The sequence below is a fragment of the Streptomyces sp. SS8 genome (genome assembly GCF_054072955.1).
In genome coordinates this window covers 90926-102935 of record NZ_JBSVCZ010000017.1, presented here as the reverse complement: position 1 = coordinate 102935, position 12010 = coordinate 90926, and the positions used below count along the sequence as shown (strand labels likewise).

At 72.0% G+C, this 12010-nt stretch carries 12 protein-coding genes; 11 read left to right on the top strand and 1 reads right to left on the bottom strand.

The window, feature by feature from the left end; genetic code table 11:
- The first annotated feature begins 5 nt into the window (after positions 1 to 5).
- The 5 genes from ACW69E_RS17780 to ACW69E_RS17760 all read left to right on the top strand — a co-directional run bounded on the left by ACW69E_RS17780 (position 6) and on the right by ACW69E_RS17760 (position 4843).
- Positions 6 to 380 (top strand): YraN family protein, encoded by a 375-nt coding sequence (locus tag ACW69E_RS17780; protein WP_457499228.1) that lies wholly within the window; start codon positions 6 to 8, stop codon positions 378 to 380.
- A gap of 1 nt (position 381) precedes the next feature.
- Positions 382 to 1992, top strand: coding sequence for a YifB family Mg chelatase-like AAA ATPase (locus ACW69E_RS17775; RefSeq protein WP_457499227.1), 1611 nt, complete (start codon positions 382 to 384; stop codon positions 1990 to 1992).
- Positions 1989 to 3119 (top strand): DNA-processing protein DprA, encoded by a 1131-nt coding sequence (gene dprA / locus ACW69E_RS17770; RefSeq protein ID WP_457499226.1) that lies wholly within the window; start codon positions 1989 to 1991, stop codon positions 3117 to 3119. Before ACW69E_RS17775 ends, dprA begins: the two co-directional genes overlap by 4 nt.
- Before the next feature lie 269 nt (positions 3120 to 3388).
- On the top strand, positions 3389 to 4231 hold the full coding sequence (whiG, locus tag ACW69E_RS17765) for an RNA polymerase sigma factor WhiG (RefSeq protein ID WP_457499225.1): 843 nt from the start codon (positions 3389 to 3391) through the stop codon (positions 4229 to 4231).
- Positions 4232 to 4285: 54 nt separating this feature from the next.
- Positions 4286 to 4843: a TetR/AcrR family transcriptional regulator gene (locus tag ACW69E_RS17760; protein ID WP_457499255.1), complete on the top strand. Its 558-nt coding sequence runs from the start codon at positions 4286 to 4288 to the stop codon at positions 4841 to 4843.
- On the opposite strand, the gene ACW69E_RS17755 is transcribed toward ACW69E_RS17760, so the two are convergent.
- Positions 4797 to 5642: a murein hydrolase activator EnvC family protein gene (locus tag ACW69E_RS17755; protein WP_457499224.1), complete on the bottom strand. Its 846-nt coding sequence runs from the start codon at positions 5640 to 5642 to the stop codon at positions 4797 to 4799. The genes ACW69E_RS17760 and ACW69E_RS17755 overlap by 47 nt on opposite strands.
- A 352-nt stretch (positions 5643 to 5994) precedes the next feature.
- Between ACW69E_RS17755 and rpsB the strand changes: the two genes are divergently transcribed.
- The 6 genes from rpsB (at position 5995) to rlmN (ending at position 11953) form a co-directional block, all read left to right on the top strand.
- Entirely contained in the window at positions 5995 to 6894 is a 900-nt protein-coding gene (gene rpsB / locus ACW69E_RS17750; protein ID WP_457499223.1) for a 30S ribosomal protein S2, read from the top strand.
- Positions 6895 to 7009: 115 nt separating this feature from the next.
- Complete coding sequence (gene tsf, locus ACW69E_RS17745; RefSeq protein WP_457499222.1) at positions 7010 to 7846, top strand: translation elongation factor Ts; 837 nt, start codon at positions 7010 to 7012, stop codon at positions 7844 to 7846.
- Positions 7847 to 8027: 181 nt separating this feature from the next.
- Entirely contained in the window at positions 8028 to 8798 is a 771-nt protein-coding gene (pyrH, locus tag ACW69E_RS17740; protein WP_206349040.1) for a UMP kinase, read from the top strand.
- Between the two features lie 172 nt (positions 8799 to 8970).
- Entirely contained in the window at positions 8971 to 9528 is a 558-nt protein-coding gene (gene frr, locus ACW69E_RS17735) for a ribosome recycling factor (protein WP_237876588.1), read from the top strand.
- A 21-nt stretch (positions 9529 to 9549) separates the two neighbouring features.
- Positions 9550 to 10731 (top strand): phosphatidate cytidylyltransferase, encoded by a 1182-nt coding sequence (locus ACW69E_RS17730; protein WP_457499221.1) that lies wholly within the window; start codon positions 9550 to 9552, stop codon positions 10729 to 10731.
- Between the two features lie 115 nt (positions 10732 to 10846).
- A complete protein-coding gene (rlmN, locus tag ACW69E_RS17725; protein ID WP_457499220.1) occupies positions 10847 to 11953 on the top strand; it encodes a 23S rRNA (adenine(2503)-C(2))-methyltransferase RlmN in 1107 nt (368 codons plus the stop codon).
- Positions 11954 to 12010: the final 57 nt, after the last annotated feature.

Genomic DNA, 12010 nt, shown 5'->3' with positions numbered 1-12010 from the left:
TACCGATGAACAGCAGGAACGCACTCGGGCGCTACGGCGAGGACCTGGCCGCCCGACGGCTGCGCGAGACGGGCATGGCCGTCCTCGAACGGAACTGGCGCTGCCGGGCCGGCGAGATCGACATCGTCGCCCGGGACGCCGACGCACTCGTCGTCTGCGAGGTCAAGACGCGCCGGGCCGGCCCGTACGGGCACCCGATGTCGGCCGTGACCCCGCGCAAGGCCGAGCGGCTGCGCAGACTCGCCTCCCAGTGGCTCAGCGAACGCTGGCTCGCCCGCTACGGCCGCCCGCCGACCGGAGGCGTGCGCATCGACCTCGTCGGCGTCGTCCTGCCCGAGCGGGGCGCCCCCCGGGTGCAGCACGTCAGGGGGGTGGCCTGACATGGGCTTCGCCCGCACCTGCTCGGTCGCCCTCGTGGGCGTCGAGGGCGTGGTCGTCGAGGTCCAGGCCGACCTCGAACCGGGGCTGGCCACCTTCACCCTCGTCGGCCTGCCCGACAAGAGCCTGGTGGAGAGCCGCGACCGGGTCAGGGCCGCGGTCGTCAACTCCGGTGTCGACTGGCCCCAGAAGAAACTCACCGTCGGGCTCAGTCCCGCCTCGGTGCCCAAGAGCGGCAGTGGATTCGACCTCGCCGTCGCATGCGCGGTGCTCGGAGCCGCCGAGCGGATCGATCCCCGCGAACTCACCGGACTCGTGATGATCGGCGAGCTGGGCCTGGACGGGCGGGTCCGGCCCGTCCGCGGCGTCCTGCCCGCGGTCCTGGCCGCCGCGGACGCCGGTTACCGCCAGGTCGTCGTCGCCGAGCAGACCGCGTCCGAGGCCGCACTGGTCCCCGGCGTCTCCGTCCTCGGCGTCCGCTCCCTGCGCCAGCTCGTCGCCGTCCTCACCGACACACCCGTCCCCGAGGAGGAGTGCCCGGACGGGCACGGCACCGAGGCCACCATGCTCGCCGGCCTCACCGTGCCCGGCGCGGGCGGGGGGATCGCGGGGCTGGGCGGCGAACGACGGGTGGACCTCGCCGAGGTCGCCGGCCAGAAAGCCGCCCGCAGAGCCCTGGAGGTGGCCGCCGCGGGGCGCCACCACATCTTCTTCAAGGGGCCGCCGGGTGCGGGCAAGACCATGCTCGCCGAACGGCTCCCCGGGCTGCTGCCGCCGCTCACCCCGAAGGAGGCGCTGGAGGTCACGGCCGTCCACTCCGTCGCCGGGGCGCTGCCACCCGGACAGCCGCTGGTCGAGCGGCCCCCCTACTGCGCCCCGCACCACTCGGCCACCACCGCCTCCCTGGTGGGCGGCGGCAGCGGTCTGCCCAGGCCCGGGGCCGTCTCCCTCGCCCATCACGGCGTGCTCTTCATGGACGAGGCGGCCGAGTGCAGCGCCCGGGTGCTCGACGCCCTGCGCCAGCCGCTGGAGTCGGGGCAGGTCGTGGTGGCCCGGGCCCAGGGCATGATGCGCATGCCCGCCCGCTTCCTGCTCGCCCTCGCCGCCAACCCGTGCCCCTGCGGCAGACACGGCTCCCGGGGCGGCGGCTGCGAGTGCAGGCCCTCATCGGTCAGACGCTACCGGGCACGGCTCTCAGGGCCGCTGCTGGACCGTGTCGACCTCCGGGTCACCGTCGAACCCGTCACCCGCTCCGAGCTGACGGCCCCCGGCGCCCGGCCGGAGTCCACCGAGACCGTGGCCGCCCGCGTGCTCGCCGCACGTGAGCGCGCCGCCGCCCGCTACGACGGCACGCCCTGGCACACCAACAGCGAGGTCCCCGGCCACGAACTGCGGACCAGATGGCCCGGGAGCCCGGGAGCGCTCGGCCGGGCCGAGGAGGACATGGAACGCGGCCTGCTCACCGCACGAGGCCTGGACCGCGTCCTGCGGGTCGCCTGGACTCTGGCCGACCTCCGCGGTCGAGACCGGCCCACCGCCGAGGACGTGGACGGCGCGCTGGAGCTGCGCACCGGGGTACGGCGTGGCCCGGCACTCGCCGGAGCTCGGGCGTGACCGGCCGCGAGGAACGCGTGGCCCGGGCGGCGCTCACCAGGATCGGGGAGCCCGGTGACGAGGCGATGAACAGGTGGCTCGACCGGTACGGGGCGGTGGAGACACTCAAGGCGTTCGGATCCGACTCCCCGCTGCCCGGCGCGTCCCGGACCCGCTGGGCCGGGCTGCGGCAGCGCGCGCGAGGGCTCGACCCCGAGGCCGACCTCGCCGCGATCGGCGCACTGGGCGGGCGCTTCGTGTGTCCCGATGACACCGAGTGGCCGAGCCAGCTGGACGACCTGGGCGACGGGCGTCCCGTGGGCCTGTGGGTGCGCGGCGGGGCCTCGCTGCGGATGTGGGCGTTGCGTTCGGTCGCCGTCGTCGGTTCCCGGGCGTGCACGGACTACGGCGCCCACATGGCCGCGACCCTCGGCTCCAGCCTGGCCTCCCGCGGCTGGACGGTGGTCTCCGGCGCGGCGTACGGAGTGGACGGCGCCGCGCACGGCGGGGCTCTGGCGGTGGAGGGAGCGACCGTCGCAGTCCTGGCCTGCGGAGTCGACGTGGCCTACCCGCCGGGCAACGGCGAGCTGATCCGGCGCATCGGGGAGCAGGGACTGCTGGTCGCCGAACTGCCGCCCGGCGACCACCCCACCCGCAGCCGTTTCGTCCTGCGCAACCGCGTGATCGCGGCCCTCACCCGCGGCACCGTGGTGGTGGAGGCGGAACTGCGCAGCGGCTCGCTGGTCACCGCGCGGCGGGCCCTCGGGCTGGGCAGGCTCACCATGGGTGTGCCCGGCCCGGTGACCAGCGGACTGTCGGCGGGCGTCCACCAGCTCCTGCGAGGTGAGGGCATCGTCGTCACCGACGCCGCCGAGATCGTCGAGCTGGTCGGTGCGATCGGCGAACTGGCCCCCGAGAAACGCGGGCCCATGGTGCCGCGCGACCTGCTGTCCCCGGAGGCGGCGCGCGTTCTGGAGGCGCTGCCCGCCCGGGGTGCGCTCGGCGTCGAGGCGGTGGCGCGCGCCGCCGCTCTGGCGGAGGACCGCGCGCTCGTCCGCCTCCAGGAACTGCGGTCGCTCGGGTTCCTCGAACGCATCGGTGACTACTGGCAGTTGGCCAGATCAGCCAACCAACACACCAACAGGTGACGAGGCGGTCCTTGACCTGGGACGATCGAGTGAAAAGGTGAGAGGCATGATCGCTGAACGCTTCATTCCGCATGGCCCGGCCGCGCCGCTCCGGCCACCGGGGTAACTCCGGGGTGCGGGCAGCGGAACGTATCTGCGCATGCCCTGCCCATCGCCACTCGCACTGAGCGACGCCGCAGTCACGCTACGCTCCCAAGGTTCCCGGCCCCTTCGTACGCCCCTCACCGGCGTCAGCGCACAGATCACGGCAGAACGGCTCAAGACGACGCATGCCCCATCACATCCCCGGGCCCGACCGCACGGCCACGGCAGAACCGACCGCAGCCGACGGCGCTGCGCGCCCTGCCCCGCCCAGATCGCTCGACGAACTGTGGCGGTCGTACAAGTGCACGGGCGACGAGCGGCTGCGGGAACAGCTAATCCTCCACTACTCGCCCCTGGTCAAGTACGTGGCCGGACGTGTCAGTGTCGGCCTGCCCGCCAACGTGGAGCAGGCCGACTTCGTCTCCTCAGGGGTCTTCGGACTGATCGACGCCATCGAGAAGTTCGACCCGAGCCGCTCGGTCAAGTTCGAGACCTACGCCATCACCCGCATCCGCGGAGCCATGATCGACGAACTGCGGGCGCTCGACTGGATCCCCCGCTCGGTGCGGCAGAAGGCCCGCGCGTTCGAGCGCGCCCATGCCGCGCTGGAAGCGGCGCTGCGGCGTACGCCGTCCGAGGCCGAGATCGCGGACGAGATGGGAATCCCGCTGGAGGAACTCCACGGGATCTTCAGCCGGCTTCCGCTGGCCAACGTGGTCGCCCTGGAGGAGGTGCTCCACAGTGGCGCGGAGGGCGGCGACCGGCTGAGTCTCATGGACACCCTGGAGGACACGGCCGCCGACAACCCCGTCGAGATCGCCGAGGACCGCGAACTGCGGCAGTTGCTGGCCCGGGCGGTCAACACCCTGCCCGAACGCGAGAAGACCGTGGTGACCCTCTACTACTACGAAGGGCTCACCCTCGCCGAGATCGGGCAGGTGCTCGGAGTCACGGAGAGCCGGGTCAGCCAGATCCACACCAAGTCCGTACTGCAGCTTCGGGCCAAGCTTGCCGATGTCGGTCGCTGAACCGGCACCGCCCTCCCTACAGTGGGACCCGTGCCCAGGATTCGAGCGGCCTCCGTGGCCGAGCACCGGACGATGCAGCGCGACGCCCTGCTGGAGGCAGCACGATCCCTGCTGTCCGAGGGCGGCACGGAGGCGCTGACCTTCCCCGCGCTGGCGGCCCGCACGGGACTGGCGCGCTCCTCCGTCTACGAGTACTTCCGCTCCCGCGCCGCCGTCGTCGAGGAGTTGTGCGCCGTCGACTTCCCCGTCTGGGCAGCGGAGGTGGAGGACGCCATGGAGCGGGCCGGCACCCCCCAGGCGAAGGTGGAGGCCTATGTGCGGCGGCAGCTCGCGCTGGCCGGCGACCGGCGCCACCGGGCCGTCGTGGCCATCTCGGCCGGTGAACTGGACCCCGGCGCCCGGGAGAAGATCCGCGCGGCCCACGGCGGACTGATCACCATGGTGGTGGACGCTCTCGCGGCCCTCGGTCACGACGAGCCGCGGCTGACGGCCACCCTGCTGCAGGGCGTCGTGGACGCCGCGGTCCGCCGTATCGAGCTGGGTGCCGCCGAGGACCCGGACCGGATCACGCAGGCCGCCGTGTCGATGGCGCTCCACGGAGTCGCGGGCTGAGCCCTTTCCTCCGGCCGCCCCGTCCGGTCACCGAACGCTGCGTTCCGCCCGAGGGGATCTCCGCGCGAAGCCGGATGTGGCGGCGCCGGGCCCAGAACACGGCCACCGCCAGGCCCAGTGCCGTCCCCGCCCCGGGCGAACCGGCGGACAAGGAGTTCCGGGAGGCCGCCGTCCGTATCGCGCCACCCCGCCCGCTCTCCGTCTCCCCCGGAAGCGGAACCCCCAGTACCGGAAGGAGCCGGGAGGGGCCGCGGTCGAGAAGGGAGAGCGGATCCAGGTAGGTGTCACCGCGGCGCAGCCCCCAGTGCAGGCACCCCGCCGGGCAGTGGAAGCCGTCCGCCTCCAGCACGCCCACCACATCCCCCGCCGCGACCCGGTCGCCCTCGCGCACCCGCGCGCCGACCGGCTCGTACGTGGTGCGCAGCGGAGGGGAGCCCGTGCCCGTGAGTTCGACCGAGACCACCCCGCGTCCGGCGACCTCCCCCGCGAACGAGACCCGGCCCGCGGCCACCGCGCGCACCGGCTCCCCGGGGCGGGCCGCCAGGTCCACACCGCGGTGGCCGGCCGACCACCGTTCGGGCGGGGGCTCCCAGCCGCGTCCGACCGCCCCCGGCACCGGTCTGACCCGGCCGGAGCCGGACGGGCCGTCCCCGGGAGCGGCACGGGCCGCGGTCGCCCCCGCGGTGAGGAGCGGCAGCAGCAGGCAGGACAGCAGGAGAAGGGACAGGGAAAGAGGCAGGCGGAGCGGCGTGCGGAAGGGCGTGCGGCGCGGCAGCGCGGCGCGGAGTCGGCGTCCCATGGGCACAGCGTGGCGTGAAAGCACGGGGCGGAGGCGGTCCCGGGTGAGGGCTGTGGAAGACCGGCCGGTTGTGGACAACCGCGTCACCCGGTCCGGGGACGGCACCTCCCGCCGCGGCGGCACCCGCCCCCATGTGTGTCGCCCGCCGCTTCCCCGGTCCCGTACACTTCTGGTGCGATCCGGGTCACCGGATCGACTTCGCACGCCCCGCCGGCCTCCACAGGCGGCAGCGCACCTCGGTCCTCGAAGACGGCCTTCGAGCCGTCGACTTCGCAGGCAAGCGCATCGGGGCGTCAGGAGCGGCGGCCGTCCGGCCGCCGTGTACAACCGAGTGATCCAAGGAGATACGGCCATGGCCGTCGTCACGATGCGGGAGCTGCTGGAGAGCGGCGTCCACTTCGGGCACCAGACCCGCCGCTGGAACCCGAAGATGAAGCGCTTCATCTTCACCGAGCGCAACGGCATCTACATCATCGACCTGCTCCAGTCGCTGTCGTACATCGACCGCGCCTACGAGTTCGTCAAGGAGACCGTCGCCCACGGCGGCTCCATCATGTTCGTCGGCACCAAGAAGCAGGCCCAGGAGGCCATCGCCGAGCAGGCCACGCGCGTGGGCATGCCCTACGTCAACCAGCGCTGGCTCGGCGGCATGCTGACCAACTTCTCGACCGTCCACAAGCGCCTGCAGCGCCTGAAGGAGCTCGAGCAGATCGACTTCGAGGACGTGGCCGCCTCCGGCCTCACCAAGAAGGAGCTCCTGGTCCTCTCCCGCGAGAAGGCCAAGCTGGAGAAGACCCTGGGCGGTATCCGCGACATGCAGAAGGTGCCCAGCGCCGTCTGGATCGTGGACACCAAGAAGGAGCACATCGCCGTCGGTGAGGCGCGCAAGCTCAACATCCCGGTCGTCGCGATCCTCGACACCAACTGCGACCCGGACGAGGTCGACTACAAGATCCCGGGCAACGACGACGCGATCCGCTCCGTCACCCTGCTCACCCGCGTGATCGCCGACGCCGTCGCCGAGGGCCTCATCGCCCGCTCCGGCGCCGCCGGCGAGGGCAAGGGCGAGAAGGCCGCGGGCGAGCCGCTCGCCGAGTGGGAGCGCGAGCTGCTCGAGGGCGACGCCCAGAAGGCCGCCGAGTCCAAGGAGGGCGAGGCCCCGGCCGCCGCCGAGGCTCCGGCTGCCGAGGCTCCGGCCGCCGAGGAGCAGGCCGCCCCCGCCGAGGGCGAGAAGCCGGCCGAGCAGGCCTGACCGACGCCGCAGGTGGTACGGCCGGGGGCAGTGCCATGAGCGCCGCCCCCGGCCGCATGCCCGTCCCGTAGATCGATCCATCCTCATCGACCTTCCGAGAAGAGATTCACCGACCATGGCGAACTACACCGCCGCTGACGTCAAGAAGCTCCGCGAGCTCACCGGCGCCGGCATGATGGACTGCAAGAAGGCGCTGGACGAGGCCGAGGGCAACGTCGACAAGGCCGTCGAGATCCTCCGCGTCAAGGGCCAGAAGGGCGTCGCCAAGCGCGAGTCCCGCACCGCCGAGAACGGCGCCGTCGTCTCCCTGATCGCCGACGACAAGAAGTCCGGTGTGCTGGTCGAGCTCAAGTGCGAGACCGACTTCGTCGCCAAGGGCGACAAGTTCCTCGCCGTCGCCGAGGCCATCGCGGCCCACGTCGCCGCCACCTCCCCGGCCGACATTGAGGCGCTGCTCGCCTCCGAGATCGAGTCCGGCAAGAGCGTCCAGGTGTACGTGGACGAGGCCAACGCCACCCTCGGCGAGAAGATCGTCCTCGACCGCTTCGCGCAGTTCTCCGGTGGCTACGTGGCCGCCTACATGCACCGCACCAGCCCGGACCTGCCCCCGCAGGTCGGCGTCCTGGTCGAGCTGGAGCAGGAGAACGCCGAGGTCGCCAAGGACGTCGCGCAGCACATCGCCGCGTTCGCGCCGAAGTTCCTCTCCCGCGAGGACGTGCCGGAGGAGACCGTCGCGAACGAGCGCCGCGTCGCCGAGGCCACCGCGCGCGAGGAGGGCAAGCCCGAGCAGGCCCTGCCCAAGATCGTCGAGGGCCGGGTGAACGGCTTCTTCAAGGAGAACTGCCTCCTGGACCAGCCCTTCGCCAAGGACAACAAGAAGTCCGTCCAGAAGATCCTGGGCGAGGCCGGTGTCACGCTGAAGCGCTTCGCCCGCTTCCGCGTCGGCGCCTGATCCGTAGACCTGCTCCCGGTTAGGGTCGGGTTACGGGGCCCGTCCCGGTGCGTGACGCACTGAGCGCAGGCGTGTACGGACCGGACGACCGCAGTTGTGACGAGGAGGCCATTGCCGCTTTCGGGGACCGAGAGGAACCACCGGCAATGGCCTCCTCACGCGTGTGCACGAGGAGATCCGCATGAAACAGGGCAACGACCCCGGAGGCAAAGCCTCCGACAAGGACCACGACCGCCGCCGCTTCCTGCTGAAGCTCTCCGGCGAGGCGTTCGCCGGCGGTGGAGGGCTCGGAGTCGACCCCGACGTCGTGCACAAGGTCGCCCGCGAGATCGCAGCCGTGGTCCGTGACGGCGCCGAGATCGCCGTCGTCATCGGCGGCGGCAACTTCTTCCGCGGTGCCGAGCTCCAGCAGCGAGGCATGGACCGGGCCCGGTCCGACTACATGGGTATGCTCGGCACGGTCATGAACTGCCTCGCCCTCCAGGACTTCCTGGAGAAGGAGGGCATCGACTCCCGTGTGCAGACCGCCATCACCATGGGGCAGGTCGCCGAGCCGTACATTCCGCTGAGGGCGGTGCGGCATCTGGAGAAGGGGCGCGTGGTCATCTTCGGTGCCGGCATGGGCATGCCGTATTTCTCCACCGACACCACCGCCGCCCAGCGCGCCCTGGAGATCGACGCCGAGGCGCTGCTGATGGGCAAGAACGGTGTGGACGGCGTCTACGACTCCGACCCGGCGACCAACCCCGACGCGGTGAAGTTCGACGCCCTGGAGTACGGCGAGGTCATCGCCCGAGAGCTGAGGGTGGCCGACGCCACCGCCATCACCCTCTGCCGCGACAACAGGCTTCCGATCCTCGTCTTCGAGTTGCTGGCCGAGGGGAATATCGCCAGGGCGGTCCGGGGTGAGAAGATCGGCACGCTGGTGAGCGACCAGGGCTCCCGGGCCTGACGCCCGCGGCGGACGTGAAACGACGTCCGTACGGGAGTCGCCGCACACGGCACCGTACGGCAACCCCGTGCCGCACGATGGGCACGGTACGGGGATGGACAACAGCCTGCCGGTCGGACACCGTGCAGGAATCAGGGCTTTCCGGCTCAATTCATCGAACCAGGAGCACGTGGTGATCGAAGAGACCCTCCTCGAGGCCGAGGAGAAGATGGAGAAGGCGGTCGTCGTCGCCAAGGAGGACTTCGCCGCGATCCGCACCGGCCGTGCGCACCCGGCGATGTTCAACAAGATCGTGGCCGAGTACTACGGTGCGATGACCCCGATCAACCAGCTCGCGTCGTTCTCGGTGCCCGAGCCGCGTATGGCCGTGATCACCCCGTTCGACAAGAGCGCGCTGCGCAACATCGAACAGGCCATCCGTGACTCCGACCTCGGCGTCAATCCCTCCAACGACGGCAACATCATCCGCGTCGTCTTCCCGGAGCTGACCGAGCAGCGCCGCCGGGAGTACATCAAGGTCGCCAAGGGCAAGGCCGAGGACGCCAAGATCTCCATCCGCAGCGTCCGCCGCAAGGCCAAGGAGGCCATCGACAAGGCCGTCAAGGACGGTGACATCGGTGAGGACGAGGGCCGCCGCGCGGAGAAGGAGCTCGACGACACCACCTCCAAGTACGTCACACAGGTGGACGAACTGCTCAAGCACAAGGAAGCCGAGCTTCTCGAGGTCTGAGGTTTCGAGGCTGCGATTTTCGTGAACGACTCATCCTGGGGAGCACCACCGTCGGGCGCCGGGCCCTCCGGTCGCCCCGGCCACCCTGCCCATCCCGGCCACTTCGGATACCGGAGCACCCCCGAACAGGGTTTCTCCTCCCCGCTTCGCGCAGAGGTGGCCCAGGCCCCGGCGGGTTACACGCACGAGGACGCCGAGGCGTCGCAGACTCGGCGTATGCCCATCGTGCCCGACGCCCCCGGCGGTGACCAGGACGATCGTGACGGCCGGGCGGCGGGGCGGCCGTTCGGCGGCCCCGTCCCCGGTGATGACGGCCGACCCGAACCGCGGACCGGTCCCGGAACGGAGCCTGCCACGCCCTCGCCCCGGGGCCGTTCCTCGGGGCGCAAGCGGGCGGGCCGCGACCTGCGCGCCGCGATAGGGGTCGGTCTCGGGCTGGGCGCCGTCATCATCGCCTCGCTCTTCGTCTACAAGCACGTCTTCGTCGGCGTGATCGTCGCCGCCGTCGTGGTCGGGCTGTGGGAACTGACCTCCCGTCTCGCCGAACGCAAGCAGATCAGGGCGCCGCTGGTGCCGCTGGCCGTCGGCGGCGCAGCGATGGTCGTCGCCGGTTACGTCCGCGGTGCGGAGGGCGCCTGGGTGGCCACCGCGCTCACCGCGCTGGCCGTACTGGTGTGGCGGATGACGGAGGACCCGACGGAGTACCTGCGGGACGTCACCGCCGGTGTCTTCGCCGCCTTCTACGTCCCCTTCCTGGCCACTTTCGTAGCCATGATGCTCGCCGCCGACGACGGCCCGCAGTGGGTGCTCACCTTCCTGCTGCTCACCGTCGTCAGCGACACCGGGGCGTACGCGGTCGGCTGGCGCTTCGGCACGCACAAGCTCGCACCGCGCATCAGCCCCGGCAAGACCCGCGAGGGCCTGCTGGGGGCGGTGGCCTTCGCGATGGCCGCCGGCGCGCTGTGCATGCACTTCCTCATCGACGGCGGCGTCTGGTGGCAGGGGCTGCTGCTGGGGCTGGCCGTCGCCGTCAGCGCCACCCTGGGCGACCTGGGCGAGTCCATGATCAAGCGGGATCTGGGCATCAAGGACATGGGCACCCTGCTGCCCGGCCACGGCGGCATCATGGACCGCCTGGACTCCCTGCTGCCCACCGCCCCCGTGGTCTGGCTGCTGCTGACCGTCTTCGTCGGCGCGGGCTGACGGAGGCCGGGTGGTTACGCGCTCCGGCGCGGCGGCGTTCGCTCCGGCCCGGAGGCAGGCCCCGCGACGGCCGCGGCCCGGGGTGCCGGAGTTGATCTGCGACACTGGAGGGGTTATGCCTGCACCCGGAGAACTCACCTTTGTCGCGCCGCGCGGGGCCGCCAGGCCGCCGCGGCACCTCGCCGACCTCGCCCCGGCCGAGCGGCGCGAGGCCGTCGCCGCGATCGGCGAGAAGCCGTTCCGCGCCCAGCAACTGTCGCGGCACTACTTCGCCCGGTACGCCACCGACCCCGCCGCCTGGACCGACATCCCGGCCGCCGTGCGCGAGAGGTTGGCGGGCGAGCTGCTGCCCGAGCTGATGACCGTGGTGCGGCACGTCAGCTGCGACGACGACACCACTCGTAAGACGCTGTGGCGGCTGCACGACGGGACGCTGGTGGAGTCGGTGCTGATGCGCTACCCGGACCGGGTCACCATGTGCGTCAGCTCCCAGGCCGGCTGCGGGATGAACTGCCCCTTCTGCGCCACCGGCCAGGCCGGGCTGGACCGCAACCTGTCCACCGCCGAGATCGTCCACCAGATCGTCGAGGGCATGCGCGCCCTGCGCGACGGCGAGGTGCCCGGGGGCCCCGCGCGGCTGTCGAACATCGTCTTCATGGGCATGGGCGAGCCGCTGGCCAACTACAAGAGGGTCATCGGCGCCATCCGCCGGCTGACCGACCCCGAGCCCGACGGCCTGGGCCTGTCCCAGCGCGGCATCACCGTCTCCACCGTCGGACTGGTGCCGGCGATCCACCGCTTGTCCGACGAGGGGCTCAAGTGCCGGCTGGCGGTCTCCCTGCACGCGCCCGACGACGAGCTGCGCGACACCCTGGTGCCGGTCAACACCCGCTGGAAGGTCCGCGAGGTCCTCGACGCGGCCTGGGAGTACGCCGAGAAGTCCGGCCGCCGCGTCTCCATCGAGTACGCCCTCATCCGGGACATCAACGACCAGGCGTGGCGCGCCGACCTGCTGGGCCGGCTGCTGGCGGGCAAGCGGGCGCACGTCAACCTCATCCCCCTCAACCCCACGCCCGGCTCCAAGTGGACCGCGTCCCGGCCCGAGGACGAGCGCGCGTTCGTCGCCGGACTGGAGGCGCACGGCGTGCCGGTGACCGTCCGCGACACCCGCGGGCAGGAGATCGACGGCGCCTGCGGCCAGCTCGCCGCCACCGAGCGCTGAGGACCGGCCCGCCACTGGTACGGTGGCGGGGACCTCGGCGGTCGCACACAGTAGCGA